The organism is Nitrospirillum guanabarense, from assembly GCF_034653355.1.
Lineage (GTDB): Bacteria > Pseudomonadota > Alphaproteobacteria > Azospirillales > Azospirillaceae > Nitrospirillum.
This window is the reverse complement of record NZ_JAYEER010000003.1, coordinates 1,694,095-1,720,879: the sequence shown is the minus strand read 5'-3', so window position 1 is coordinate 1,720,879 and position 26,785 is coordinate 1,694,095. Positions and strand designations below refer to the sequence as shown.

Genomic DNA, 26,785 nt, shown 5'->3' with positions numbered 1-26,785 from the left:
GCCTGGCCATGACCGCCCTTATTTCCCTGAATCGCCGTCACTTGCTGGGCGGCCTCGGCGCCGCCGCGACGCTGTCGCTGCTGCCGCAGGTGAGCTTCGCCCGTACGGTGGGCGAGCAGCGCTTCATCCTGATCGTACTGCGCGGCGGCATGGACGGCCTGGCCGCCGTCGCCCCCTATGCCGACCGCGACTATGCGGCCTTGCGCGGCCGTCTGGCACTACCCGATCCCAACGCCCAGGGCGGCGTGCTGGATTTGGATGGCTTCTTCGGCCTGAACCCGGCCCTGGCCGATATCCATCCCTGGTACAAGGAGGATCAGTTGCTGGTGGCCCACGCCGTCGCCACGCCCTACCGCGACCGCAGCCATTTCGACGCCCAGGATCTGCTGGAGAACGGCACCGTGACGCCGCACGGTGTGGCCACCGGCTGGCTGAACCGGGCCATCGCGCAACTGGGCCGCGACACCAACGGACGGCGCCTGGGGCTGGCCGTGGGCCAGGGCGTACCCCTAGTGCTGCGCGGGGCCGCCCCAATCGCCTCATGGGCGCCATCGCCGCTGAAAGAGGCGGACGGCGACTTCCTGGATCGGGTGGCGGCGCTGTACGCCAACGATCCGCTGCTGGCCGGTGCGCTGAAGGCCGGCCTGGACTCGGCCAGCATGGCCGACCATGCGCTGAACGCGGACGCCGACAGCGCCATGGACGGCGCCATGATGGACGGCGCCCCCACGCCCAAGGCCGTGCGCCTCGACCCGACCCAGTTGGGCACCACCACCGGCCGCCTGCTGGCCGACGCCAACGGTCCCCGCGTGGCGGTCATGGACCTGCAGGGCTGGGACACCCATGCCCAGCAGGGAACGACGGCCGGCCGGCTGGCCGGGGCGCTGGGTAACCTGTCCAAGGTGCTGGTGGCGCTGCGCGGCGGCCTTGGCCCCGCCTGGCGGCAGACGGTGGTGGCGGTGGTGACCGAGTTCGGGCGCACCGCCAGGCCGAACGGCACCGGCGGTACCGACCACGGCACGGCCACGGCCGCCTTCCTGGCGGGCGGCGCCGTGCAGGGTGGGCGCGTGCTGGCCGATTGGCCCGGCTTGGCGGACAGCCACCTCTACCAGGGCCGCGACTTGGCGCCCACACAGGATCTGCGCGCCCTGATGAAGGGCATCCTGCGGGACCATCTGGGTTTGGACACCGGCGCCCTGGACAAGGCCGTCTTCCCCGGCGGTGGCACCCCCGCCGCCACGCCCGGCCTGATCCGGACCTAGCCCTGACCCCATCCGACGCGTTATCTGTTAGGGATGGCGGTGGATGGAGCGGCAGGCATGAGCGGTGAGGCACGGGCCTGGGTCAGACTACCCTCGCGGCGCCACCTGAACCTGTTGGCGCCCACGCCCCTGGACTGGGATGACGAGGACTTGGCCATGGGCCTGGCGCGCACCTACCGCTGGGGCGGGCATTCCCGCTGGCCCCTGCCCTTGTCGGTGGCCCAGCACTCCCTGACCGTGCTGGCCCTGTCGCGCGCCCAGGCCGAAAAGCCTCTGAGCCCGGCGGCGGAGTTGCGGGAGCTGCTGCATGACGCCGATGAGGGCCTGTTGGGCTTCGACGCCATTTCACCGCTGAAGCCCTTCCTGGGACCGGAGTACAAGGCCCTGGCCGCACGGCTGGAAGGGGCGATCACCCTGCGGTACCAGATCCCGGTCTGGAACCTGACCACCAAGAAGAACCACAAGCGGGCCGATCGCATCGCCGCCGCCAGTGAGGCGCTGCACGTGGTCGGCTGGTCACGGGATGAAATCCGCCGCACGCTCAAGATTCCCTATCAACCCCTGGACGACGATCCCCTGCACCAGGAATACGCCGGCATACCCTGGGAGCCCTGGCCGGCCGACGTGGCGGCGCAGCGCTTTCTGGCCGCGCTGCGGGTCCTGCTGCGGAAGCGGGACGGCCAGGCATGAACACGCCTCTGCTGGGCCGGGCGCAGGCCGCCCTGGCCGCCGGCCGCATGACGGATGCGGCCACCCTGTACCGGGAGGTGGTGGCCCGCTGGCCGCACGAGGGCGCCGGCTGGCTGGCCTTGAGCGTGGCCGCAGCCGCCCTGGGCCAGGCGGACGACGCGCTGGCCGCCGCCGAGCGGGCGGCATCCCTGCTGCCCACGCACGCCTCCGCCTGGGCCAACGTGGCGGAGCGGCGGCGCCAGGCCGGCCGCATGGATGAGGCCGGTGCCGCCTTTGCCCGCCTGGCCGCCCTGCCCGGCCTGCCCGCCGACCTGGCCGCCGACGCCGAGAACGGCTTGGCCTTGGTGGCCCGCCATAACGGCCAGACACTGGCGGCGGAGGCCCACTGGCGCCGCGCCATCGCGCTGGACCCCACCTTCGCCGGCGCCTACGCCAACCTTGGGAAAATGCTGTTCGACCAGCAGGCCATGCACGCGGCACGCGCGGCCCTGCGCCAAGCGGTTACCCTGGATCCCACCGACGGCGGCGCCCGCATGAACCTGGCGCTGGCCCACAAGGCGTTGGAGCAGCAGGCGGTGGCGGTGGAGGAACTACGCCACCTGCTGGCCCAGCCTGGGATAAGCGAACAACTGGCCCACGACGCCCGCCACAACCTGGCCCGCCTGCTGCTGCTGCAAGGGCCGGGGTCGGAGGCTTGGGCTCTGCACGAAAGCCGATGGAAGGCCAGCCATTTCCCCTCCGTCCGGCGGTCCTTCCCTGTACCGGTTTGGCAGGGCGACAGCCTGATGGGACGGCGGCTGCTGTTGTGGGGCGAGCAGGGCCTGGGTGACGAGATCCTGTTCGCCAGCCAAGTTCCCGACCTGGCCGCCGGCCTGACCGACGCGGTGCGCGCCGCCGGCACCGACATCCTGCTGGAATGCGACGAGCGGCTGGTGCCGCTGTTCGCCCGGTCCTTCGCCCCGGTGACGGTGGTGGGGCGGCCGGCGGCGGTGGCCCTTAGCGGGTCCCGCGACGCCTCGGCCGATTCCCGCACCGCCACGGCCACGGCGCAGCTGCCCACCGGCAGCCTTGCCCGCTATTGCCGTCCCAGTCTCGCCAGCTTCCGCGGCGCCCGCCCCTTCCTGAAGCCCGACCCAGATCGCGCCACCCCCTGGGCGCGGCGGGTGGCGGCTCTGGGGCCTGGACTGAAGGTGGGGCTGTGCTGGACCAGCGGCCTGCTGACGGCGGAGCGCGCCATCAGCTACACCACCCTGGCCGACTGGCTGCCCTTGGCCCAGGTGCCGGGCATCCACCTGGTCAGCCTTCAGTACAACCGCGACATCTCCGCCATCGAGATACCCCAAGCGCGGGCCCGGGGCCTGGACGTCGCCGACTGGCCCGACCTGGACCAGCGCAACGACCTGGAGGGGGTGGCCGCCCTGATCTCCACCCTGGACCTGGTGCTGACGGCCCCCACCTCGGTCGGGGAGATCGCGGCCGGCCTGGGCGTGCCCACTTGGCGCATCTCCACCCCCAGCCAGGACTGGAGCGGCCTGGGCACCATGGTCCGCCCCTGGTATCCCGCCATGCGCATCTTCCCCGCGCCTAGGGAGGAAGAGACCCTGGCGGATGTGATCCAACGCATGGTTCACGCCTTGACGGCCCTGATCACGCCCGCCGCGTCCCCGACCTCGTTGGCCGAGGCTCTGGCCCTGCATCAGGCCGGCCGGGTGGATGAGGCGGAAGCCGCATATCGCCGCCTGCTGGCCGATGGGCCGGCGGAGGCCCAGGCGCGGGGCGATACCCTGCATCTGCTGGGCCTGCTGCTGCACCAGGTCAGCCGGCCGGAGGAAGCCGAACCTCTGCTGCGCCAGGCGCTGGCGGCGGAACCAGGATTTTTCGAGGCCTGGAACAGCCTGGGCGCCGTGCTGCTGGCGCTGGGCCGGCGAGCCGAGGCGGCGGAGGCCTGGCGCACCGCCCTGCGCCTAAATCCCAACTACGACAAGGCGGCGGCCAATCTGGGCCGTTTGGGGCCGTGAGCCAATCCGACGCCGACGCGATGCTGGTTTCACCAAGAAAAAGGGCACCCATCCCAACGGATGGATACCCTTTCTTTGAGGCGGCGCCCGCGCCTACCAGCTGAGGCTGAAGCGCATCACCCGGCTGTAGCGATCACCCGCCTTCAGCATGGTGTCGGGGAAGGACGGCTGGTTGGGCGCGTCAGGGAAGGCCTGGGGCTCCAGGCAGACGCCCGTGCCCAGGTCCGGATACTGCGAGGCCAGGCCCTGGCCGCCATAGAACTGCACCGACGGCTGGTCGGTATGCAGGCGCAGGCTGACCCCGCTGTCGGGGGATGACAGCGTGGCGGCCCAGTCCGCCGCTTCGTCCCAGGTGTCTTCCCGGTCCAGGACGAAGCAATGGTCGTAGCCGCCGGCCTGGAAGATCTGGGGATGGTTGTGGCGCGGCGTCGCCAGGCGCGGCCGGCGGAAATCGAAGGCCGTGCCGGCCACCGGCTCCAGCGCGCCGGTGGGAATCAAACCGGGGCCCACGGGGAGGAAATGCTGGGACCGAAGGCGCAGCATCTGCCGGTCGGCCGCCACTTGCGGGTCACCCGCCAGGTTGAAATAGGGATGCCAGGTCAGGCTGACCGGCGTGTCCGCGTCACCGATGGCGGTGAAGCGCAGGGTCAGGTCACCGCCGCTGATGGTGATTTCCGCCGTCACCTCCAGGGTGCCGGGGAAGCCGTTCTCCCCATCCGGGGAGGTCAGGCCCAACACCAGCCGGGAGTCCGCCCCACCCTGGAAATCCTGCAGACGCCAGACCTTGCGGCCATAGGCACCCGGACCGCCGTGCAGCTGGTTGACACCCTCATTGGGCACCAGCTCAACCGTCCGGCCTTGGTACGTGTAGCGGGCGTTGGCGATGCGGTTGCCATAGCGCCCCACCAGGCATCCCAGATAAGCCGGGTCGTTCTCATAGGCCGCCACATCCGGCAGACCCAAGACCAGGTTGCGCCGGCCCTTGGGGCCGGGTACCGACAGCTGTCGCAGGATGCCGCCGAAGGTCAGCACCTCCGCCTGAAGGCCGTCCGCCGGCCCGAGCGTCACCGCCCGGACCGGCGCACCATCCCTGGTCGTCCCGAAGGATCGGATCATGACCGCGCCGCCCTCACCTGTTGCACGGCGTCATGCAGGGGCTTGTGGGTCCACAGCTCCTGGATGGCTTCCAGGCTCCGGCCCTTGGTTTCCGGGACGAAGCGCCACACGAACAGGGCGGACAGTAGGCTGAACAGGCCATAAATCCAATAGGCGAAGCCGTGGTGGAAATGGGCGTTCAGTACCGAATTGCCGTCCATGACGTTAAAGGACCAGGTGACCAGCAGGTTGGCGATCCACTGCGCCGCGACCGCGATGCCCAGCGCCTTGCCCTTGATGGCGTTCGGGAACATCTCGGCCAGCAGGATCCAGACCACCGGGCCCCAGGAGAAGGCGAAGCCGGCGATATAGACCAGCATGGCGGCCAGCGCCGCCAGCCCCGCCTGGCCGGTGGCGAACAGCGTGCCCAGCGCCAGCATGGAAACGGTCATGACTAGGCCGCCCGCGATCAACAAGGGCTTGCGCCCCAGGCGATCGACCGAGACGGTGGCGACCAAGGTGAAGGCGACGTTGGCGATGCCGACGATGACCGTCTGCCACAGCGAGGCATTGGTATCCATGCCCATGTTCTGGAACATCTGAGGGGCATAGTAGAGCACGGCGTTGATGCCCACGAACTGCTGGAAGACCGACAGCAGGATGCCGACGAACACCACCAGACCGCCGAACGCGAACAGGCGTTCGTTGGTCACGACCAGGCTTTCCTCGATCTCGACCAGCGTGACCTTCGGGTCGGTGGCGCCGCCCAGACGCTTCAGCACGTCCAACGCCTCATTGTCACGGCGCTGCATGACCAGGTAGCGGGGGGTGTCCGGGGCAAACAGCAACAGGACGGCGAACAGGATGGAGGGCAGCCCTTCGGAGGCGAACATCCAGCGCCAGCCGGTGCTATGCAGCCAGGTTTCGTCCCCGAGGCCGGCGATGGCCCAGTTCACGAAATAGACGCCCACCATGCCGCCGACGATGGCGATCTGGTTGAAGGAGATGAGGCGGCCGCGGGACTCGGCCGGCGCGATCTCGGCGATGTAGAGGGGGGAAACCAGCGAGGCGATGCCCACACCGACGCCGCCGATGATGCGGTAGATGTTGAAGGGCGTCAGCGCGTCCGGGCCCATCTGGCCGATGGTGCCCAAACCGAACTCCGGCCAAGCCGATCCCAGCGAGCAGATGAGGAACATCAAGGCAGCGAAGATCAGCGTCGGCTTGCGGCCGAAACGGTCGGCCATCTTGCCCGCGACCAGACCACCGACGACGCAGCCGGCCAGCGCGCTGGAGATGGTCAGGCCCTTGAGGCTGTCATGCGCTGTTTCCGTCAAATTCAGCGGCTTGATGAAATTGATGTCGATGCTGGCCATCGCGCCGGAAATGACGGCGGTGTCGTACCCGAACAACAGACCGCCCAGGGTGGCGATCAGTGTCAGGCCCGTCGTCAGCGACAGTGCGCCTTGCTTGTTGCCCATTCATTCCTCCCCGACGGGCCACGTCGCCCGCCATTTGTCCTAAAGCCAGGCGCCCCCACTCCACCTGGAACGGGGACGCCTTTGCACCTCAGATCACCGCCGGCACCCCGGACGAGACGTCGCCGGGCACCGGTATCCTTCAAATCAATGGTTATGCCGCGGCGGGTGGGCCACGACGCCCCGGTACTTCAGCGCCGGCTCCATGCAGCCGCCGCTGTCCAGTTGGCCCACGGTCTGGCGGTACATCTCCTGCCACGGCGTGTAGCTGGGCGGGGTGGCCGGGATGCCGTCAGCCTTGCGCTTCTGGATCTCGGCATCATCCACCAGCATGTCGCAGGTGCCCTGGTTCAGGTCGATGCGGATGGTGTCGCCGGTGCGCAGCCATGCCAGCCCTCCGCCCACGGCACTCTCCGGCGAGGCGTTCAGGATGGACGGGCTGTCCGAGGTGCCGGACTGGCGGCCGTCACCGATGGTGGGCAGGCTGGTGATGCCGGCCTTCAGCAGCGCGTCCGGCGGCTGCATGTTCACCACCTCGGCCGAGCCGGGGAAGCCCAGCGGACCGGCGCCGCGCACCACCAGGATGCAGCGTTCGTCGATGTTGAGCGCCGGGTCGTTGATGCGCTCGTGGTAATCGTCCGGCCCGTCGAAGACGATGGCCCGGCCCTCGTACACGCCTTCGCGGCCCGGCTCGCTCAGGTAACGCTGGCGGAACTCTTCCGAGATCACGCTGGTCTTCATGATGGCGAAGTCGAACAGGTTGCCCTTCAGCACCAGGAAGCCGGCACGCTCCTTCAGGGGGGCGCTGTAGGGCGTGATCATCTCCCGGTCCGGGCTCTCGCGGCCCTCCAGGTTCTCGCCGATGGGGCGGCCGGTGACCGACATCGCCTTGTCGAACAGCTTGCCCGCCTGCTGCAGTTCCCACATCACGGCGGGCACGCCGCCGGCGCGGTGGAAGCGCTCGCCCAGGTACTTGCCGGCCGGCTGCATGTTAACCAGCAGCGGCACGTCATAGCCGTGGATGCGCCAGTCGTCGGCCGTCAACTCCACGCCCGCGTGGCGGGCCATGGCGTTGATGTGCGGCTGCGCGTTGCTGGAGCCGCCCAGGGCGCCCACCAGCTTGATGGCGTTCAGGAAGCTCTCCCGCGACAGGATCTTGGACGGGCGCAGATCCTCATACGCCATATCGACGATGCGGCGGCCCGTCTCGTAGGCCATTTGCCCGCGCTCGCGGTAGGGGGCGGGGATGGCGGAACAGCCGGTCAGCGACAGGCCCAGCCCCTCGGCCACGGCGTTCATGGTGCTGGCCGTGCCCATGGTGTTGCAGTGGCCGGCCGACGGCGCCGAGGAGGCGGCCGCGTCCAGGAACTCATCCTCGTCGATCAGGCCGGCCGCCAGCTTGCGGCGGCTGCGCCAGATGACAGTGCCCGATCCCACCAGGTCGCCCTCGTGCCAGCCATCCAGCATGGGTCCGCCGGACAGGACGATGGCCGGGATGTCGACCGTGCTCGCCGCCATGATGCCGGCCGGCGTGGTCTTGTCGCAGCCGGTGGTCAGCACCACGGCGTCGATGGGGTAACCGTACAGGATCTCCACCAGGCCCATGTAGGCGAGATTCCGGTCCATGGCCGCCGTCGGACGGCGGCAGTTCTCGAAGATGGGGTGGACCGGGAATTCCATGGGAATGCCGCCAGCGTCGCGGATACCGTCGCGGACACGCTTGGCCAATTCCAGGTGAATACGATTGCAGGGGGAGATGTCGCTGCCGGTCTGGGCGATGCCGATGATGGGCTTGCCGGAACGCAGTTCCTGCGGCGTGATGCCGTAGTTCATGAAGCGCTCAAGATAAAGCGCGGTCATGTCGATCCGGTCCGGCGCGTCAAACCAATCGCGGGAGCGGAAGCGGACAGAAGGACGGTCAACCATACGCAATCTCCGCCGGGGGCAGGCCCGGCACGGTGGCCCTGAAGTGAAACAAGCCGCCAGCAAGCGGCTGGACGGCGCGATCGTCGTCGCTCAGGCCCTTGGCGGCGGTGGTGGCGTAGAGATCCAAGCGGTCATCGCCGCCGAAGGCAAGCTTGGTGATGTTGGCGCAGGGGAAGCGCACGACCTGCAACAACTCCCCCGCCGGGGAATAGCGCCGGGCGGCCCAGCCGCCAAACAGGCCCACCCACAGGCACCCTTCCGCGTCCACCACCGTTCCGTCGGGCCAGCCGGCGCCCTCCTCGATGATGATCAGCAACCGTCCTTCGCTGAGCGCGCCATCGGCCGACAGGTCATAGGCGGTGATGGTCTTGCCCAAGGTGTCGGTGTGATAGAAGGTCCGGCCATCGGGGCTGGTGCAAGGCCCGTTGGTGATGACGATGCCATCGACATGGCGCCTCAGCGCCCCGGTCCAGGAATAAAGGGCGCCGGTCGCCGCCTCTTCCGCGTCATCCATGGAGCCGAACCATAGCCGGCCCTGGGCATCGACGAAACCGTCGTTCAGGCGGTTACCCGCGCGGTCCCACTCCACCGCCACCAGCGGCTCGAACACACCCGTTTCGGTATCGAAACGGGCCAGCTTCCCCGGCAGGCCCACGATCAGGCCGCCCCCGGCGCGCGGCAGGGCGAAGCCCGGCTGGTCGGGCGCGTCGAAGCTGCGGGTGGAACCGTCCTGGGGGCGGAAGCGGTGGATCCGCCGCTTCTTGATGTCCACGAACCACAGGGCCTGGTCACGGGCGGACCACACCGGCCCTTCCCCCAAGGTGGCCCCCAAGGCCCAGATGCAGCGCGGCTCCATGGTCACGGGCCACTCCTCAGCGCCAGCCGGCGTCGACGAAGTATTCGTGGCTGGTGCACATGCGGCCATCGTCGGAGGCCAGGAACAGCACCATGGCGGCCACATGCGGCGGGTCCACCCGTTCCTTCAGGCACTGCTGCGACAGGATGCGGGCCTCTTCCTCCGGGTTGTGCCACAGGCGCATCTGACGCTCCGTGCGCACGCCGCCCGGCACCACGCAGGTGACGCGGATGTTGTGCTCACCCAGGTCGCGGGCCAGCGAACGGGTCATACCCTCGATGCCGGCCTTGGCTGTCTGGTACATCAGCAGTTCCGGCAGGGCCACATGCCAGGAGATGGAGCCGAAGTTGATGATGGCGCCGCTGCGCTGAGCCTTCATGCCCGGCACGACGGCCTGGGACGCGAAGAACATGTGCCGCAGGTTCACCGCCATGCGGTTGTCCCAGTATTCCGGCGTGATCTGCTCGATCGTGTGGCGGTCGTCGTTGGCGGCGTTGTTCACCAGCACATCGACCGGGCCGGCGTTCTGGATTTCCGCCAGCGTCGCCTTAAGCTGATCCAGGTTGGTCAGGTCGCACTTATAGAACTTGGGCGCGTGCTCCGCGTCCTCGGCCAGCGACTGTTCCAGGGCGCGGGAGTCGGCCTCCGCGATGTCCAGGAAGGAAACCTGGGCGCCCTGACGGACGAACGCCTCGGTGATGGCGGCGCCGATGCCGGAGCCGCCACCGGTGACAATGACCCGCTTGCCCCGCAGGCTGGGATAGATGGCGTGCGTCATGATGTATTTCAGGCCCAACAGAAAAGGGTGTGGATGGGTGGCGCCAGCGGCATCACCCGTTCAGCAGGCCGCGGCGGGCCAGGTTGCGCATCAGTTCGGTCAGGCCGAAGGTCCAGGGCGCCGCCTCGTGGCAGGGCACCACCTTGTTGACCAGGGTGCCCAGGCGCGGGCTGGAGACGCTGACGATATCGCCGGTCTTGTGGGTGAAGCCGCGGCCCGGCGCGTCGCGATCCTCGACCGGCGCGAACAGCGTCCCCAGGAACAGTGCGAAGCCGTCGGGATACTGGTGGTTCTTGTTCAGGGTCTGGCCGACCAGGTCCAGCGGATCGCGGCTGATCTCGGACATGGTGCTCTTGCCATCCAGGACGAAGCCGTCCTCACCCGTCACGTTCAGGTGCACCACGGCCTCGCGGACATGGTCCATGGTGAAGGTGTCGTCGAACAGGCGGACGAAGGGGCCGATGGCGCAGGACGCGTTGTTGTCCTTGGCCTTGGACAGCAGCAGGGCGCTGCGGCCTTCAAAGTCGCGCAGGTTGACGTCGTTGCCCAGTGTGGCGCCGCGCGCGCGGCCCTGGCCGTCGCACAGGAGGACCACCTCGGGCTCCGGGTTGTTCCAATGGCTGTCGGCGCGCACACCGATCTCCACACCCCAGCCCATGGCGGACAGGGTCGGGCCCTTGGTGAACACCTCGGCGTCCGGACCGATGGCCACTTCCAGGTACTGCGACCACAGGCCGTCGGCGATCAGCGCCTCTTTCAGGCGGGCGGCATTCTCGGAACCGGGCTTCACCAGGCGCAGATCGGTGCCGACGCGGGACGACAGGGCCTGGCGGATTTCCAGGGCCTTGCCGGCATCGCCGCGCGCCCGTTCCTCGATCACGCGCTCCAGGGCGGAGACGGCGAAGGTCACGCCGGCGGCCTTGATGCACTGCAGGTCGATGGGGGTCAGCAGCTTGGCGCCTTTAGTGCCACCGGCCCAGGTGGGGTTCAGGGCCCAGTCAGCCACGCGACCGATGGACTTGCCCTCGGGGATCCGGCCGGGCTCAAGGCGGTTCATCAATTCGGACACGGTCGGGGCGACGCCCGACAGGTCAAAAATCTCGCCGTTGCGGATCAGGATGGGCGTCGGCCCCTCGCCCGCGTCGATACGGCCCAACAGAACGGCGGCGGCGCTGTCCTCGGGAAAAATGCTGTCGTGCGTAGTCTGCACCGGCGTGTCGACCGGGTACCCCATCTCTTGAACTCCTCCCAAGGTGCGTTATCGCCAGGCGGCCCTTGTTAACGCTAACATTAGAGGCCAGGGAGAAGCGCTGTCAAGGCGACGTTACCATACCAGTCCGGAATTCGACGCGGGACGCACGAAGGTTTCGCGCTAAGGTTTGCCAGGATTCTGGGCCGCGACGGCCCCGGCCAGGGCTGTGGCAAAGGCGTGCATCTCCTCCGCGCCCACGTCGCTGACCGCCCAATAGGCCATGCCGCCGTCCCGCCACCTCATGAGGTTGTAGCCGTCACGCGCCTCGAAGGCCGGCTGGCGGGGCCCCTCGCCGGGCCAGACGTAGAGGTTCAGGACATGGGCGCCATGGCGATAGACCAGGGCCGCCACCGGCCGGCCGGCCACGTAGTCCAGGCGCCCGCCCTGCAAGGGGAAGCCCGCTGCCGCCAGTTCCGGCACGGGCGGGGAATAATCCAGCTTGCCCGCGAACCAGGGCTTCACCGTATGGTGGTCGCTGGTCGGCACGTCCAGCAAGTGCTGCGCTTGCAGCGAGCGGACATGTCCCGCCACCAGCTCCCTCTCCAGCCCGGCGTCACGGTCGAAGGGCGCCACCATCAGCAGCAGGCTGGCGGCGATGGCGACACCCATCCCCGCCCCGCCCCAGCGGCGCAATTGCGGCGACCAACGCCGCCCTTGAGGCTTGGCGACGTGGCGCAGAGGATCGACCGCGCCGATGTCGGCCAGGATGCGGGCGCGTAGGGCCGCCGGCGCCGTATGCCGCAGGGACGGCTGGGCCAACAGGGCGCGCAGGGCCCGCAGCTCGCTCAGCGCCTCGGCGCAGGCGGGACAGGCGGCAATGTGCGCCTCCAGCTCGCGGGCATGCGCCACATCCAGTTCATTATCCAGCAGGCCGTGCAGCAGCTCCGCCTTGTCCGGGCATGCCGTCATCTCGTCTCTCCAGCCTCTCTGCGCCGCCAGGCGGCGGCCAGCAGGTCACGCGCGCGGGCCAGCCGCGACATGACGGTGCCCACGGGCGCCCCGGTCACGGCGGCGATGTCGCGATAGGACATCTCTTCCATCTCCCGCAGCAGCAGGGTTTCACGAAAGGCGGGCGGCAGTCCCTCGATCAGGGTGCGCAGGTCGGCCGCATCCTCCTGCGCCGCCAGCCAGGCCTCTGGGGTCGGCGCCGCCTCATCGGCGATGTCCGCGCCCTGCCCGGGCACCGACTCCAGCGCCTGCTCGGCCCGGTCACGGCGGGCAGCGGCCCAGCTGCGGACATTGTTGCGCACAATGGTCAACAGCCAGGCCCGCGCGTCGCCGCCGCGAAAACCATCGAAGGCGCGATGGGCCCGCAGGAAGGCGTCCTGGACGATGTCCTCCGCCGCCACCGGGTCGCGCGTCATGCAGCGCGCCAGGCCATAGGCGGCATCGAGGTGGATCAGAACCAGGTCCTGGAAGCGGCGGGTCCTGTCCGCCGTCTCGTCACCCCTCAAGGCGCCCGCCTCCTAATGCCCCGCCGGCCCCCCGGCACCGCCGCCATCGACAATGATGCGGCCGGTCATGTGTGGGTGCAGGGAACAAAAGTAATCGATCGTGCCCGGCCCCGCCACGGTGCGGCTGTACTTCTCTTCGGTGTCCAGGACCTTGGACTTGAAGGATTTGTCGTTGGCGGCCACGGCGTGGGGGATGTCGTCGGCGTTCACCCACACGATGGTCGTGCCCGGCGCCACATGCACCTCCGCCGGGCTGAAGGTGAAGTTGTCGATGCGGATCTCAACGGCTTCGGCGTGGGCGAAACCCGCCAGGGCGCAGAACAGCACGGCCGCGACGCGCGCGGCGGACATAAGGGTACGCATGGGTCTTCTCGCTTAACCGAGGGTGGCGTCGACAACGGCCAGGGGGCCGGCCTTGGCGTGATAGGTGATGGTGGTGACGCCCAGGGCGCCGCGCAGCTTGTCCGCCGGCAGCTTCATGGGCCCCGGCGAGGGCGCGCTGCCCGGCGACGGTTGGGGGAAAGCGGTGGAGCGGGCGGTGTGGAAGGCCACGTTGCCCTCCACCTTCTGCAGGATCTGGTGGATGTGGCCATTCAGCACGGTGACGCTGCCAAAGCGGGCCAGCAGGCCTAGCGCGCGGGCGCCGTCGTCGGTGCCCCAGCCCCACTCGGGGTAGACGGTCCACAGCGGGATGTGGGCGAACACCACCACCGGCGTGCTGGCGGACAGGGCGCGCAGGTCGTCGGCCAGCCAGACCAGCTGATCCTCCCCCAGGTTGCCCAGGCCGCCGCCCTTCAGGTTCACGACGTTGACCAGGGCGACGAAGTGCACGCCGTCGTGGTCGAAGCTGTACCAGCCGGCCCCCAGCGCCTTGCCGTTGGGTCCCTTGCCATAGCGGGCCAGGTAGGCCGCCCCCATGCCGTCGTCCAGCACGTCATGTTCACCAGGCACGAAGAAGACGGGCACGCCCAGTTCCTTCAGCGCCTGGTCGGCGGCGTCGAACTGCTCATCATGCGACAGATGGCTGATGTCGCCGGTATGGATGACAAAGGCGGGCTTGGCGGGCAGGCCATGGACGCCGGCCACCGCCTCACGCAAGGTCGCCAGCGCGTCGGGGTTCGCGGGCTTGTCGAAGCCGACATGGCTGTCGCTGATCTGGACGAAGGTCAGGCCCGGGTTCACCGGCGCCGCTTGCGCGCCGCGTGCCAGCAGGCCGGCCGTCAGCGGCACGCCGCCGGCCAGGCTCCACACCAGGCCGGTTCCGGCCCAGGTCATGCATTTCAGGGCGTTGCGACGCCCAGTGTCGATCTCATCCCCTGATATGGAAGGCTGCTTGGCCATGATGCCGCTCCCCTGGAAAAGGTGGTTCCAGGGGGCAAGACCGGCCGGTGCCCCGGCTTATTCCCGATCGACGGAAATTATTTTCAGGCGGGCGCGGCCGTGGACTCGCGCTCCACCAGCGTGTGGCGCAACAGCTGCTGCGCCGGGGCGCCGGTGCCGCCACCGCGGCGGCGCTTCACTTCATCCAGCAGCATGCTGACGGCCGCCCGCCCCATGGCCGCGATGGGCTGGCGGACGGTGGTCAGGGCCGGCCAGATGGTGCCGGCGATCAGCGTGTCGTCGAAGCCGGCGATGGACAGGTCGACCGGCACGTTCAGGCCCAGACGGTGGGCCGTGGCCAGCACGGCGGCGGCCATGTCGTCGTTGGCGGCGAAGATGGCGGTGGGCCGGTCCTTCAGGGCCAGCAGCTTGTCCGCCGCCGCCAGGCCGGAGCGGTAGTTGAAATAGCCCTGCTCCACCGGGGCGGCTTTGGGATCCAGCCCCGCCTCGCTGAGCGCGTCCAGGAAGCCGTGCAGGCGCTGGTCGCTGACGGTCTGGTTGGGGTGGCCCTTGATGAAGCCGATGGTGCGGTGGCCCAGCGACAGCAGGTGCTGGGTCATGCGGTGGGCGGCCTTGTAGTTGTCGATGCGCACCGTGGCGACATCGGGGCCCGGCTGGCCGGCCGCCACGGCCACGGCGGCCACGCCGGACTTGGCGATCTCCGCCAGGATGCTCTTGGCCTCGCACAGCGGAGGCGGCAGGACGACGCCGTCGACACCGCTCTGCAGCAGCTTCTGCAGCGCCGCCTTTTCCGTGGCGGCGGTGGCGCCGCACTTTTCCACCACCAGCTGGTGACCAGTCTTGCTGCTTTCGTCCAGGGCGCCCAGCAGGAACTCGCTCAGGAAGGCGACGCTGGGGTTGCTGTACAAGAGGCCGATGCGGAAGGTTTCCGAACCCGCAAGGCGGCGGGCCGCCGGGTTGGGCGTGTACTTCAGTTCCTGGATGGCGGCCATCACGGCGGCGGACGTGGCCGGCGTGACATTGTTCTCATTGTTGATGACGCGGGATACCGTCATCGGGGAAACGCCGGCGCGCGCCGCCACCTCACGAATGGTGACTCCCTGCGAACTCCGCCCACGCCGCTTTTCCATACGCTTCCTGCTCCGCTTCTCGGGCCCGCGCATCCACTGCCGGTTTGCACCGGTGATAGCAGTACCATTGGGACTTGCGCAATCGCCTGCTGACAGTTTTGTGTAAAAACTGGCTGGGATGCAGGCCCGCAGGGATGTTTGAGGCCGCTTTACATGCGTGGGCGGCGTTAAAGCGGCGCCAATACAGGCTTATGAGGTTCGCAACTTGGACTCGGGCCCTGCCGGCGAGTCGGCAAAAGGCCCCGCCGCCTTGCCAAATCTGCAAAGCGGCGGAGCCTTTCCCCCTTAAGGACTTGACCACACTCGCGTTTTCACACCTTGGCCCACGTCACCATGATGGCCTGCCCGGTGTAACGCACCGTCTGGTCCGGTTTGACGGCGAAGTCGGCCGGGGGCGCCTTGGCACCGGGGCCGACGAAGCGGACGTTGATCACCCGTTCCTGCACCATGCCCGGGAAGCTGCCGGCGCGCGCGCCGATGGTCAGCGTGCCCGACGCTTGGTCGAAGGACAGCGGGATGCGGCTGAAGGCGCCGTGCTCGTACCCATAGGTCGTGCCCTCGTCCTCATAAAGGTCGAAGTGACCATCGGCGCCCGTATAGACGACAACGGTCAGCGGCGCGTCCGGCTTCTCCCCGGTGTACTGGGTCACCGGCGCGGTCGGCACGATGGACCCGGCGCGCACGAACAGCGGCATGCGCTTCAGCGGTGCGTCGGCGGCGATGCGCTGGCCGCCGTCATACAGCTTGCCGGTCTGGAAGTCGTACCACTGGGCGCCCGAGGGCAGGTAGACGGCCCGGCTGCGCGCCTGATAGTCCGTCACCGGTGCCACCAGGAAGGCATGGCCGAACAGGTACTGGTCATTGATGCCCCAGACCTCGCGGTCGCTGGGGAAGTCCATCACCAGGCCGCGCATGATGGTGCCGTCGCGGTGATAGGTGTCGGCCGCCAGGGTGTAGATGTAGGGCATCAGGCGGTAGCGCAGCTCGTCATACCAGACCAGGCTGTCGTAAACTTCCGAGCCCTTGGGCGCGAGATTGTAGATTTCGCGGTAGGGGAATTCCCCGTGCGAACGGAACAGGGGTGAGAAGGCGCCAAACTGGAACCAGCGCAAATTCAGCTCCCGCCACTCCGCCACGTCGGACGCCTTGGGATTCTTGGCCGAATAGCGCTTTTCCAGGGCGAAGCCGCCGATGTCCGTCGTCCAGTTGGGCACGCCGGACAGGGAGAAGTTGACGCCGGCCGAGATCTGGTTGCGGAGGTCGGTCCAGCGCGAGGCGACGTCACCGCTCCAACTGGCCGCAGCGTTGCGCTGCTGCCCCGCGAAGCCGGAGCGGGTCAGGATGAAGGCGCGCTTGTCCGGGTTGGCGGCGCGGTTGCCCTCATACACCGCCTTGGTGTGCATCAGCGGGTAGGAATTGAAGAACGCCGCCGACGGCCCCATGGCGGTGGGCCCCATGCGCCGCATGCGCTCCGGAATGTCGAGGTTGGAGTGGGTGTCGGGTTCCGACGCGTCCAGCCACCAGGCGTCAATGCCCAACTTGTTCAGGTTCTCGTTGATCTGACGCCAGTAGATCTGCCGCGCCTCCGCCGAATAGGGATCGTAGAAGGCGTTCTCATAGCCGTCCTTGCCCACCCAGTCGTGCTCATGCACCTCGACATTGCGGCGGTAGATGTGGCCCTTGGAGTCCAGTTCCTTGTAGTTGTCCGTGGTGGGGTAGAACTTGGGCCACACGGAAATCATGAAGTGCGCGTTCTGGCCGTGCAGGGTGTCGACCAAACCTTGCGGGTCAGGAAAGCGGGTGGGGTCGAATTTGTGGCTGCCCCAGTCGTCCTCGCGCCAGTAGAACCAATCCTCCACGATGTTATCCAGCGGCAGCTTGCGCTTGCGGAACTCCGCCACGGTGCCGGTCAGCTCATCCGCCGTCTTGTAGCGCTGGCGGCTCTGCCACAGGCCGTAGGCCCAGCGCGGCATCATGACGGCCTTGCCCGTCAGCTGGCGGTATCCCGCGATGACGTCGTCCATGTCCCTGCCGGCCACGACGTAATAGTCGATGGCGCGGGCGACATCCGAGGTCAGCGACAGCTCATGCCGCTCCCCATCCGGCAGCGGATTCTGATGCATCAGGGAGATGAAGCCCCCTTCCGGCACCCATTCCACCTTCAGCGTCTGGGCCTTGCCCGCCACCATGGGCAGGTCGAAGTTGTGGTACCAGGGGTTCCAATCCTGGCGCCAGCGGTCCATGACCACCTTGCCGTCCAGCGTCACCTTGAAATAGCCGCTGGCATAGACCTGGAAGCGATGAACCCCGTCCACCGAGGATTCGATCTTGCCTTCCCACATCACGGACTTGTCCTTGGTGGCGCGTAGCTTGGCGTTGACGCGGCTGCCGCCGACCTCCTCCGGCCAGGCGGCCAGGTCCTTGATGTACTGGTAGTTGATGTCGCCTTCGACACGGGTCAGCTTCAGCTTGCCGTCCTGGTAATAGCGGGCGGTCAGGCCGCCTTCTTTCCCATCGGCGTCATAGAGCTTCAGCTCCTTGGACATCAGCGGGTATTCGCGGACGTCACCGAAGCGGGTGATCCCGTTGTTGTCCCACAGGACGCCGTAATTGCGCGTCGACACCAGGAAGGGGATGCCGATGTCCATATTGTGCTGGGCGAGTTCGACATCCTCGCCATTGTAGTTCATCTGGGCGTTCTGGTGCTGGCCCAGACCGTAGAAGCCCTCGTCCGTGCCGCGGTTGAACTGTTGGCGCACCTGGAAGAAGCCGGTCTCGCCCGTGGGCAGGGTAGCCGGTTTGAAGCTGCCGCCATCCACCGCCGTCAGCAGGGGCTGTCCCTTGGCGTCGAAAACATTGACGGCGCCGCTGGCGACACTGACCTCGGCCCGCAGCCGAGGGGTGGTCAGGACCACCTGGCCACCCTGCTGGGCCACCGTGAAGCCGCCGCCGACGGGCTTGGCCACGGTCATCAGGCTGGCCGGCAGGTCCAGGCTGTCGCCAGGCACCGCCGTCACGCGCACGATGCGGTCACTGACGACCTGCAGCCGCACCTTGCGGACAGCGGCACCGGTGACCGTGACCACCACGCCATCGGCGGCTTGCTGGAAAGAGGGGGCGGACACCACCTTGGCGGCGCTATCGGCGGAGGGGGACTTGGTCGCCTCGCAGGAGGCGAGCAGCAGCACGGGCATCAAGGCGGCGGACGCCAAGGCCCAGGAACGAACGTTCATGGCGATTCTCCATGGGAGAAGGTCGGAAAGGTGGGGCGGGCGCCAGGCCGGCTCAGTAGGTGGCGAACCGCACCTTGAGGATCTGGGGTATGGAGGCGAAGTTCAGGCCGTAGTCGGTCTGGTCACCGTTCCACAGGCGCTCGAACACCCATTTGCCGTTCTCGAAGTGCCCCTCCTCCACGCTGGCCATCATGAAGCCGTTCTTGCCGGTCTTGGTGGTCTGGGCGAAGTCAACGCGGGCGTGGTATCCGGCCACCAGATACTCGTTGGGAGTCATCTCGGCGATGACGACGCCGCCGCTGGGCTTCTCGTTGCCGGTGGGCTTGGCGTCGCCGAACTGCGGCAGGCCATAGCTGATGGTGGCCTTGTATGGCCCCAGATCCAGGGTGTTGCTGTGATCCGCCGTTGGCTCCGACGCCCCCCAGACCTTGCCCTTCAGGCTGAGCGCCGCCAACTCCCGGTTCATGGAGCCCAGCAGCTTGAAGTTCATGGTGAAGGGCTCAAGCGCCTCCGCGTCGATCTTGGCCGCGCCCAGCGGGTAATTCACATAGCGGGTGTAATCGATGCCGAAGGGCGCGAAGCCGATGCCCTGGTGGCCCAGGGTGGCGAAGACATAGCGGGCGTAGACGCTGTCGTTGCCGGTCTCAGCCACGAACAGGGCGTTGTCCGGCCGCTTATACTGTTCCAGCGTCTTGATGTAGAAATCGTAACCGCGATCGTAGATGTCCGGTCCCGACCAGATCGATGCTGGGGGCCGCCGCCTTCCAGATGTCCAGCACGTTCCAGGTGGGGCCGCCGCTGGAATAGCTATAGGGGTCCTGGTCCTTGAACGGGTCGCGCAGGGCGGCGTTCACGTACATGGGGATGGGGTATTCCGCCTTGCCGGCCGCCGCCACCTGGTCGACGAAGCGGGCGATGTGATAAGCGTGGAAGAACTCATCCGCGTCCTTGCCGAACACATCCTTCCAGGTGCCCGGCTGCTTCTTCAGCGCCTTCACCAGATCGTCGGGCACCTTGCCCTCGAACACCTTCTGCGCCATGGGGGTGAAGTCGCGGACGGCGCCATAGGTGCCGGTCTCATTCTCCACCTGCACCATCAGCACCGTGTGCTGCTGGCCGTCCGCCTGCTTCAGGTGCCGCATGAAGGCGACGAAAGCCTTCCTGTCGGCGTCCAGCGTGGCCGGGGCCAGCGGCGAGAGGGAACCGCGCATGACGCCCCTGGCCCCCACGACGCGGGGGAAGCGGTCGTTGTCCAGCTTCACCCAGTCCGGCGCGTAGGACGGGCCGTTGTTCTTCCAGGTGCCGAACCACAGCAGCACCAAGTGCTTCCTGTGCTCGCGCGCCTGCGCCAGCAGGGTGTCGAGGAAGCTGAAGTCGAACTTGCCCTCCGTGGCCTCGATCTGCTGCCAGGCGATGGGCATGAACAGGGTGTTGGCCTGCACCTGCTCCACCGCCGGCCACACCTGCGGCAACACCGAGGGCCAGTTGCTGGAATTGTTGGCCTGGGCGCCCAGCACCAGATAGGGCGCGCCGTCGACCATCAGGGCATAGCGGCCGTCCTCACGCACCAGGCGCGGCATCTCGGCGCTCTGGCCGTCGGCGGCCCGCGCCGTAGGCGCCAGCGCGGCCAGCAGGGTGGCGGCCATCAGCAGGGAACGGCCAGCCTTCATCATGTTCGGAACGCTCGTCATCGGCAGGCCCTCCCAAGCCCGTATCTCATTATTCGGGGACCGATCACGCCGACCCCGTCCAACCGCCAGCGGGCCGCATTTATATGATCATAGCGGCACGGGCGCGATCATACGCGTTAGCGGTATCAAATCAATCCGGATGTCTGATACCGCTACCAGGGCCTTGATGGCGGATTGCCCCTTACTTTCGGCTTAACCGTTCGCGCCCGATCCAGGCGATCCGCCGTTGTTGCCGGCCCCGGCGCGCGCGTCCATAGTCGGGTTACATGCGCCCTGCCCCAGCCGAAAAGCCTACCCGTGCCCCGCCTTGATCCCCGCCGCGGCATCTTCGCCGTCATCGACCTGCAGGCCCGCTTGATGCCGGCCATCCTGGGTGGGGCCGCCGTTGTGGCCAACACCCGCCGCCTGCTGGCCGCCGCCGGCATGCTGGCCGTGCCCACCCTGTTCACCGAGCAGAACCCGCGCGGCCTGGGCACCACCGTGCCGGAGTTGGCCCCCGATCCGGCGTCGGTGGTGTCCAAGATGACCTTCGACGCCACACCCGCCCTCATCGATCACCTGCCTGACGGCCATGCGGTGGTGTTGGCGGGCTGCGAGGCTCACGTCTGCGTGCTGCAGACAGCGCTGGGCCTGCTGGAACGGGGCCGTCCTGTTTATGTGGTGGAGGATGCCGTGGGCTCGCGCACGGCGGAGAACAAGGCCGCCGGCCTGCGCCGCATGGCGGCGGCGGGCGCTGAGATCATCACCACCGAGATGGCCGTGTTCGAATGGCTGGAAAGCGCGGAGCATCCGCGATTCCGCGAGGTCGTCGCCCTTATCAAGTAGAAAGGCGGCATTTCCTTGCGTGCGGCGGCGCCCTACCGGCTTGCGCAGCCGGCGACCACAGCTTGGGCAGGTACCGCCCGCCGGGCATGGGCGGAACAAACGGTCGCAGCGACCGGAACCGCGAGTAATGAAGCCCGATCCAGCGACCCATGAGGCCAGGGGCCGGCCCTCTTGGCTTTGACTTGCCCACCGTCAAGTTTCTTACGCCCAAGCCAAACAAAATCGCCGGAACAACACGGACTGCGCCCCCTCCGCTTCAGCAGGGCTACATCTCCCGGTGAGTGGAAATTGTCATATTTAGCAGATTCACACGAAGGCAAGGCCTTTCGTGACGAAAGGCGCATATTCTATTTTATAACTCGACGATTTATCTTTCTATCATTTATGAATTCACTCCATTCCGACCATATCATTTAGCATCAGGAAATGTAGATACAGAATTGCATAATTTTTCCGCAATAAATATTACTATTTTGACGTGTGGATTTTGATGCTGCCGTCAGCAGTTTCCCTGACAGATCCCCGATGGCGGCCATAGCTGGCGGCAAAGGCTTAACCGCGCCCAATTCGCGAAAACGCGGCCAGTCCGTCCCTCCCAAAATCAGGCCAGTCAATCCCTTGGCATGGGCGCCGGGCTGACCAATCAGTCAGGTACACAGTCCGCCCGCCCTCTTCCTGAAGGGGTGGAAATGGGGTGAAAAGTTCCCTAAAAGGAGCATCTGTGCCTTTGCCGCAACACAGACCTATAGTTGAATACGTTGATTTTACTGATAAATTCGCAAAATCGCCGTGATAAAAAAGGGATCGGTACCATTTTTCATGTGAGCGCTAACATTCTCCCGTTGCGGGCCCGCATGAATCTCCATATGGATTTATATGACTACGGCGTGACGCGCTAAAAAGCGGCACTCCGGGGCGAAATGCGCGGGCCTTATCGACCCGCGAGAAATAAGATACCCAGGGAAGGGAAACGCCATGAGTTGGCCCCAGAATTCCTATCGTTCCTTCGTGCTGGCCGGCGCGTCCGTGCTGGTTCTCGGCGCCCTGACCGCCGCTTCCGTGGCGCGGGCCCAGGCCGCCGCCGCCGATGACGAACTGCAGGAGATCGTCGTCACCGGTCAGCGCTTCGCCGTTTCCGACGCCGCCAAGCGCAAGGCCAACGCCGACCAGATCCTGGATAGCATTTCCGCCGACGACGCTGGCAAGCTGCCGGACAACAGCGTGACTGAAGTGCTGCAGCGCGTCCCCGGCGTGTCCATCACCCACTTCGCCGCCGTGGGCGACCCCGACCACTACTCGGTGGAAGGCTCCGGTGTGACCGTGCGCGGCCTGTCCCAGGTCAGCAGCACCCTGAACGGCCGTGAGGCTTTCAGCGCCAACGGCGGTCGCGCGCTGCTGTTCGAGGACGTGCCGCCGGAACTGCTGGCCGGCATCGACGTCGTGAAGAGCGGTACCCCCGACATCATCGAGGGCGGCATCGGCGGCACGGTCAACCTGCGCACCAAGATGCCGTTCGACTACGACAAGCAGACCATCAGCGGGTCCGTCGGCGCGAACTACGGCGACTTCATCCAGCAGACCAAGCCCAACGCCTCGATCCTGTACGCCAACCGCTGGCAGACCAGCATCGGCGAGATCGGCGCGATGTTCGACGTCGCCTACAGCGACATCAGCACCCGCCACGACACCATCCAGGTCGAGCCCTACTTCCCGCAGACCTTCAACGGCAAGAACGTCTACGTTCCGGGCGGCTTCGACTGGCGTTCGGGCAACTTCGACCGCAAGCGCCTGGGCGCCTATGAGGCCCTGCAGTGGTCGCCCAACCCGGACCTGACCTTCTACCAGACAGGCTTCCGCTCGGATTACTGGAGCAAGTCGACCGAGGCCGGCGTCTACAACACGGGCGGCAACGCCGTCACCGTGTCCCCCGGCAGCACCAGCACCTTCGGCCCCTCGGGTGGGCTGCTGACCTCCAACAACCTCAGCTCCACCGGCTGGGATCCGCTGCAGGTGGGTTCCGAGACCGGCGGCAGCCTGGCCACCGTCAACCCCGGCCTGACCAACCAGCACAACGTCACCACCGACCTGTCCCAGGGCATGAAGTGGACGCCGACGTCGAACTGGACCATCAACACTGATTTCCAGTACGCCATCTCGCAGGCGCAGACGCAGCGCATCGACCTGTTCTCGCAGGTTTCGGTGCCCAGCTACGCCATCGACCTGACCGGCGACCTGCCGTCCATCAAGGTCAGCAACCCGGCGCAGGTGGCGGATCCGTCGCGCACCATCTGGTACGCGACCATGGACCACCTGGAAAACCACATCGGCCGCGAGCTGTCATGGTCGGGGGATGCCGAGTACAAGGTCTCAGAGTCCAGCTTCCTGCGCGCCATCAAGGTCGGCGCCCGCTTCGCCGACCGGACGGAGAAGGACAACGTCTCGGGCTACAACTGGGTGGGCCTGACGCCGTCGTTCAACGACCCGTCCACCTTCAAATACCTGAGCAACGCCGCCCCTGGCGACGTGACCGTCAGCGGCTTCAGCAACTTCTTCCGGGGCGCCACGGCCCTGCCCAGCGCCGCCGCCTTCCCGTCCTGGGCCCTGGCCGAGGGCTATCCGGAAAACCTGACGGCCATTCACCATGCCTATGGCCTTCCGGGCGACAACACCCAGCCGGTGACCTACACCGCCGCCACCCTGTCGCACACCAAGACCCGCACCGAATCCGCTTACATCATGACGCGCTTCGGTGAGGACGACCTGTTCGGCTGGAAGATGAACGGCAACTTCGGTGTCCGTATCGTCAACAATGAGAACAGCAGCGAAGGCTCCATCCAGCAGCCGACCGGCACCGTGTTCTACAACGGCGCCTCGGGCACCCTGCCGGGCGGTTTCACCGCCAACAGCGGCGGGCACAACAGCCTGATGGCCCTGCCGTCGTTCAACATCCAGTTCATGCCGCAGGACGACATCCACCTGCGCTTCGCGGCGTATCAGTCCATGTCCAACCCGAGCTTCAACGCCTTGAACGCCTCGGGCCAGATCAGCCTGATCACCAATGCCAACCAGCAGATCACCGGCGCCACCACCTACGCCGGCAACCCGGACCTGAAGCCGCAGCTGTCCAACAACCTGGACGTCTCGCTGGAATGGTACATGCCGGACGGCCAGGTGCACTTGGCCGGCTTCTACAAGCAGATCAAGGACTACATCTCCTACGGCGTGACCCCGCTGAACCTGCCCATCAGCCTGCCGGGCGGCGTGACGCAGACCATGCCGGTGTCGTCCAGCGGCTACTTCAACGCCTCGCCCGCCTACATCAAGGGCGCCGAATTCGGCGTGCAGAAGTTCTTCAGCTTCCTGCCCGCCCCATTCGACGGCCTGGGCATCGACGCCAACTTCACCTACATCAACAGCCGCAGCCCCGGCGACCTGTCCTACGACATGCTGGGCAACCGCATCACCGGCCTGCCGGTCGATCTGCTGTCCAAGTACAACTACAACATCACCGGCATGTACGAGAAAGGCCCGATCTCGGCCCGCCTGGCCTACACCTGGCGCAGCAAGTACCTGCTGACCCCGACGGCCAACGGCACCAACGGCACCTACACCAATGCCGCCGGCCAGACGGTCACCTACAACCTGCCCATCTTCTCCGACGACTACGGGTCGCTGGACGCGTCCATCGCCTATAGCTTCGACGACCACATCACCCTGACGCTGGAAGCCCAGAACCTGACCAACAGCGAGACCAAGACGCTGATGGGCTATGGCAGCCAGCAATACGGCCGCAGCTGGTTCGTGGCCGACCGCCGCTACAGCGCGGTGGTGCGCTTCACCTACTGATCGACCCCAGGGGCGACATGGTAGTGATAAAGGGAACCCTCGGCCTGTCACGGGCCGGGGGTTTTCCTTTGCCAAGGTCTGAGGCCCTATTGGGTCCGGATCATCATGGGAGGGAACGAGCATGGCCGACACCAACGCCCCCGATGGCCCCGGCGCCAAAGGCGCACCGGTCAGGAACGTCCTCATCGTTGGGGGTGGCACCGCCGGCTGGCTGGCCGCGGCCTACCTCGCCCGCACGCTATCCATCGGCCAGCCGGGCGGCGCGCGCATCACCCTGGTGGAATCGGCCGACATCGGCATCCTGGGCGTGGGCGAAGGCACCTTCCCCAACATCCAGCGCACCCTGCGCCGCATCGGCATCGATGAATCGGTGTTCATGCGAGAGAGCGAGGCGACCTTCAAGCAAGGCATCCGCTTCAGTCATTGGCAGCATGCCCCGGGGTCCGGGGAACGCGACCACTACTTCCATCCCTTCCAGTCCGCCATCGGCCAGCAGGACCTCGATCTGGTGCCCTACTGGTTGCTGGGTGCCGCCGGCGACGGCGTGCCGCTGGACACCGCGCTGACGGTGCAGAAGCGGGTGGCCGACGCCGCCCTGGCGCCCAAGCGCTCGGGGGACGCCGACTATACGGCGCCCCTGAACCACGCCTATCATTTCGACGCGGTGAAGTTCGCCCGCCTGCTGCGCGTCGTCGCCACGGATCTGGGCATCCGCCACGTGGTCGACACGGTGGATGCCGTACCCCTGGACGAAACGGGGGCCGTGGCCGGCGTGGTCACGCGCGAGAACGGGACGCTCACCGCCGACCTCTACATCGACTGCACGGGCTTCCGCGCCCAGCTGATCGGCCAGGCGCTGAAGTCCCCCTATCAGTCCTGCCGCCAGTGGCTGTTCTGCGACCGGGCCGTGGCGCTGCAGGTCCCCTACGACCAGCCGGACGCTCCCATTCCCAGCTATACCGTTTCCACGGCGCAGGAGGCCGGCTGGACCTGGGACATCGGGCTGGAAGGCCGGCGCGGCATCGGTCACGTCTATTCCTCCGACCATACCGACGACGCACGGGCCGAGCAGGTCTTGCGCGACTACATCGGCCCGGTGGCCGGCGACAAGACGGCCCGCACCTTCCGCTTCGAAGCCGGGTATAGGGCGGAACCCTGGGTACGCAACTGCGTCGCCATCGGCCTGTCCAGCGGCTTTTTCGAGCCGTTGGAATCGACCGGCATCGTCCTGATCGAAGTGGCGTCCGTGCTGCTGACCAGCCTGTTCCCCTGGGCGGGCGACATGGCCACGGCGGCGCGGCAGTTCAACCGCATCATGCGCCAGCGCTATGAACGGGCGCTGGACTTCCTGAAGCTGCACTATTGCCTGACGCGGCGTACCGACACCGCCTTCTGGCGCGACAACGCCGACGCCGCCACCGTACCCGACACGCTGCACGATCTGCTGGACCGCTGGCGCCATCGCCCGCCGGAGGGGTTGGACTTCGACCTCAACCTTGACACCTTCAGCGAGGCCAGCTGGCAGTTCGTGCTATACGGCATGGGTTACCACACCGATCTCAGCGCCCAGGCCGGCGCCTTCCGCCACATGGAGGAGGCGCGGCGGCAGTTCGCCGCCATCCGCGCCGGCACGGAACAGGCTCTGGCCGTCCTGCCCCGCCATCGCGACCTGATCCGGCAGATCTACCGGCACGGCCTGCGCCCCCGCGCGCCCTTCGGCGGCGCCCCGGCGAGCCGGGCCAACCTGTCTTCCGGCATGGCAGGCCTATCCCGCTGAACAGCGGCTCCGGCAAAGACCAATGTCTGATAAATCGCCGGAGCCTTCCTTCGGCGTTTTTGCCCTGTTGTCTGAAAAATACGATCTGAGTCCAATCCTACGAGGGTAGCGGCGTCGCGGCCCATCCGCCGGG

Annotated in this window: 20 protein-coding genes; 6 read left to right on the top strand and 14 right to left on the bottom strand. The window is 67.2% G+C overall.

Annotation, left to right across the window (positions count from 1 at the left end):
• The first annotated feature begins 8 nt into the window (after positions 1-8).
• The 3 genes from UAA55_RS16850 to UAA55_RS16840 are packed head-to-tail and all read left to right on the top strand — an operon-like array spanning position 9 to position 3,970.
• Positions 9-1,262, top strand: a complete 1,254-nt coding sequence (locus tag UAA55_RS16850; protein ID WP_322954140.1) for a DUF1501 domain-containing protein — start codon at positions 9-11, stop codon at positions 1,260-1,262.
• A 57-nt stretch (positions 1,263-1,319) separates the two neighbouring features.
• Positions 1,320-1,952, top strand: a complete 633-nt coding sequence (locus UAA55_RS16845; protein WP_322954139.1) for a phosphohydrolase — start codon at positions 1,320-1,322, stop codon at positions 1,950-1,952.
• Positions 1,949-3,970: a tetratricopeptide repeat protein gene (locus UAA55_RS16840; RefSeq protein ID WP_322954138.1), complete on the top strand. Its 2,022-nt coding sequence runs from the start codon at positions 1,949-1,951 to the stop codon at positions 3,968-3,970. The genes UAA55_RS16845 and UAA55_RS16840 overlap by 4 nt, the downstream gene beginning before the upstream one ends.
• 93 nt (positions 3,971-4,063) lie before the next feature.
• Here UAA55_RS16840 and UAA55_RS16835 read toward each other — a convergent pair whose 3' ends face one another.
• The 14 genes from UAA55_RS16835 to UAA55_RS16770 all read right to left on the bottom strand — a co-directional run bounded on the left by UAA55_RS16835 (position 4,064) and on the right by UAA55_RS16770 (position 20,204).
• The gene (locus tag UAA55_RS16835) at positions 4,064-5,086 is read right to left on the bottom strand and encodes an aldose epimerase family protein (protein ID WP_322954137.1); all 1,023 of its coding nucleotides are present in this window, start codon (positions 5,084-5,086) and stop codon (positions 4,064-4,066) included.
• Positions 5,083-6,546 (bottom strand): D-xylose transporter XylE, encoded by a 1,464-nt coding sequence (gene xylE / locus UAA55_RS16830; RefSeq protein ID WP_322954136.1) that lies wholly within the window; start codon positions 6,544-6,546, stop codon positions 5,083-5,085. Before xylE ends, UAA55_RS16835 begins: the two co-directional genes overlap by 4 nt.
• A 144-nt stretch (positions 6,547-6,690) precedes the next feature.
• Positions 6,691-8,469, bottom strand: coding sequence for an IlvD/Edd family dehydratase (locus UAA55_RS16825; RefSeq protein ID WP_322954134.1), 1,779 nt, complete (start codon positions 8,467-8,469; stop codon positions 6,691-6,693).
• Entirely contained in the window at positions 8,462-9,325 is an 864-nt protein-coding gene (locus tag UAA55_RS16820; protein ID WP_322954476.1) for an SMP-30/gluconolactonase/LRE family protein, read from the bottom strand. Before UAA55_RS16820 ends, UAA55_RS16825 begins: the two co-directional genes overlap by 8 nt.
• Positions 9,326-9,341: 16 nt before the next feature.
• Positions 9,342-10,103, bottom strand: a complete 762-nt coding sequence (locus UAA55_RS16815; protein WP_322954133.1) for an SDR family NAD(P)-dependent oxidoreductase — start codon at positions 10,101-10,103, stop codon at positions 9,342-9,344.
• Between the two features lie 52 nt (positions 10,104-10,155).
• The gene (locus UAA55_RS16810; RefSeq protein WP_322954132.1) at positions 10,156-11,337 is read right to left on the bottom strand and encodes a fumarylacetoacetate hydrolase family protein; all 1,182 of its coding nucleotides are present in this window, start codon (positions 11,335-11,337) and stop codon (positions 10,156-10,158) included.
• A gap of 138 nt (positions 11,338-11,475) precedes the next feature.
• On the bottom strand, positions 11,476-12,264 hold the full coding sequence (locus tag UAA55_RS16805) for an anti-sigma factor family protein (RefSeq protein ID WP_322954131.1): 789 nt from the start codon (positions 12,262-12,264) through the stop codon (positions 11,476-11,478).
• Positions 12,261-12,809, bottom strand: coding sequence for a sigma-70 family RNA polymerase sigma factor (locus tag UAA55_RS16800; RefSeq protein ID WP_322954130.1), 549 nt, complete (start codon positions 12,807-12,809; stop codon positions 12,261-12,263). Before UAA55_RS16800 ends, UAA55_RS16805 begins: the two co-directional genes overlap by 4 nt.
• A 12-nt stretch (positions 12,810-12,821) precedes the next feature.
• On the bottom strand, positions 12,822-13,172 hold the full coding sequence (locus UAA55_RS16795; RefSeq protein WP_322954129.1) for a cupredoxin domain-containing protein: 351 nt from the start codon (positions 13,170-13,172) through the stop codon (positions 12,822-12,824).
• Positions 13,173-13,184: 12 nt separating this feature from the next.
• Positions 13,185-14,150 (bottom strand): metallophosphoesterase family protein, encoded by a 966-nt coding sequence (locus tag UAA55_RS16790; protein WP_322954128.1) that lies wholly within the window; start codon positions 14,148-14,150, stop codon positions 13,185-13,187.
• An 83-nt stretch (positions 14,151-14,233) separates the two neighbouring features.
• A complete protein-coding gene (locus UAA55_RS16785; protein WP_145610081.1) occupies positions 14,234-15,280 on the bottom strand; it encodes a LacI family DNA-binding transcriptional regulator in 1,047 nt (348 codons plus the stop codon).
• Positions 15,281-15,591: 311 nt separating this feature from the next.
• A complete protein-coding gene (locus UAA55_RS16780) occupies positions 15,592-18,513 on the bottom strand; it encodes a TIM-barrel domain-containing protein (protein ID WP_322954126.1) in 2,922 nt (973 codons plus the stop codon).
• Between the two features lie 52 nt (positions 18,514-18,565).
• Positions 18,566-19,165: a DUF5597 domain-containing protein gene (locus UAA55_RS16775; RefSeq protein WP_322954125.1), complete on the bottom strand. Its 600-nt coding sequence runs from the start codon at positions 19,163-19,165 to the stop codon at positions 18,566-18,568.
• 22 nt (positions 19,166-19,187) lie between these two features.
• Complete coding sequence (locus tag UAA55_RS16770; RefSeq protein ID WP_322954124.1) at positions 19,188-20,204, bottom strand: beta-galactosidase; 1,017 nt, start codon at positions 20,202-20,204, stop codon at positions 19,188-19,190.
• 297 nt (positions 20,205-20,501) lie between these two features.
• Here UAA55_RS16770 and UAA55_RS16765 point away from each other — a divergent pair, with 297 nt between their 5' ends.
• From UAA55_RS16765 to UAA55_RS16755, 3 genes are all read left to right on the top strand, one after another.
• The gene (locus tag UAA55_RS16765) at positions 20,502-21,029 is read left to right on the top strand and encodes an isochorismatase family protein (protein ID WP_322954123.1); all 528 of its coding nucleotides are present in this window, start codon (positions 20,502-20,504) and stop codon (positions 21,027-21,029) included.
• Between the two features lie 975 nt (positions 21,030-22,004).
• Entirely contained in the window at positions 22,005-24,875 is a 2,871-nt protein-coding gene (locus UAA55_RS16760; protein ID WP_322954121.1) for a TonB-dependent receptor, read from the top strand.
• Between the two features lie 121 nt (positions 24,876-24,996).
• Positions 24,997-26,652 (top strand): tryptophan halogenase family protein, encoded by a 1,656-nt coding sequence (locus UAA55_RS16755; protein WP_322954120.1) that lies wholly within the window; start codon positions 24,997-24,999, stop codon positions 26,650-26,652.
• The last annotated feature ends 133 nt before the right edge of the window (positions 26,653-26,785 follow it).

Bases quoted from the DNA above. Each gene is read 5' to 3' on its own strand.
- UAA55_RS16850 (WP_322954140.1), top strand. From the start codon at position 9: ATGACCGCCCTTATTTCCCTGAATCGCCGTCACTTGCTGGGCGGCCTC.
- UAA55_RS16845 (WP_322954139.1), top strand. From the start codon at position 1,320: ATGAGCGGTGAGGCACGGGCCTGGGTCAGACTACCCTCGCGGCGCCAC.
- UAA55_RS16840 (WP_322954138.1), top strand. From the start codon at position 1,949: ATGAACACGCCTCTGCTGGGCCGGGCGCAGGCCGCCCTGGCCGCCGGC.
- UAA55_RS16835 (WP_322954137.1), bottom strand. From the start codon at position 5,086: ATGATCCGATCCTTCGGGACGACCAGGGATGGTGCGCCGGTCCGGGCG.
- xylE (WP_322954136.1), bottom strand. From the start codon at position 6,546: ATGGGCAACAAGCAAGGCGCACTGTCGCTGACGACGGGCCTGACACTG.
- UAA55_RS16825 (WP_322954134.1), bottom strand. From the start codon at position 8,469: ATGGTTGACCGTCCTTCTGTCCGCTTCCGCTCCCGCGATTGGTTTGAC.
- UAA55_RS16820 (WP_322954476.1), bottom strand. From the start codon at position 9,325: ATGGAGCCGCGCTGCATCTGGGCCTTGGGGGCCACCTTGGGGGAAGGG.
- UAA55_RS16815 (WP_322954133.1), bottom strand. From the start codon at position 10,103: ATGACGCACGCCATCTATCCCAGCCTGCGGGGCAAGCGGGTCATTGTC.
- UAA55_RS16810 (WP_322954132.1), bottom strand. From the start codon at position 11,337: ATGGGGTACCCGGTCGACACGCCGGTGCAGACTACGCACGACAGCATT.
- UAA55_RS16805 (WP_322954131.1), bottom strand. From the start codon at position 12,264: ATGACGGCATGCCCGGACAAGGCGGAGCTGCTGCACGGCCTGCTGGAT.
- UAA55_RS16795 (WP_322954129.1), bottom strand. From the start codon at position 13,172: ATGCGTACCCTTATGTCCGCCGCGCGCGTCGCGGCCGTGCTGTTCTGC.
- UAA55_RS16790 (WP_322954128.1), bottom strand. From the start codon at position 14,150: ATGGCCAAGCAGCCTTCCATATCAGGGGATGAGATCGACACTGGGCGT.
- UAA55_RS16785 (WP_145610081.1), bottom strand. From the start codon at position 15,280: ATGGAAAAGCGGCGTGGGCGGAGTTCGCAGGGAGTCACCATTCGTGAG.
- UAA55_RS16780 (WP_322954126.1), bottom strand. From the start codon at position 18,513: ATGAACGTTCGTTCCTGGGCCTTGGCGTCCGCCGCCTTGATGCCCGTG.
- UAA55_RS16770 (WP_322954124.1), bottom strand. From the start codon at position 20,204: ATGACGAGCGTTCCGAACATGATGAAGGCTGGCCGTTCCCTGCTGATG.
- UAA55_RS16760 (WP_322954121.1), top strand. From the start codon at position 22,005: ATGAGTTGGCCCCAGAATTCCTATCGTTCCTTCGTGCTGGCCGGCGCG.
- UAA55_RS16755 (WP_322954120.1), top strand. From the start codon at position 24,997: ATGGCCGACACCAACGCCCCCGATGGCCCCGGCGCCAAAGGCGCACCG.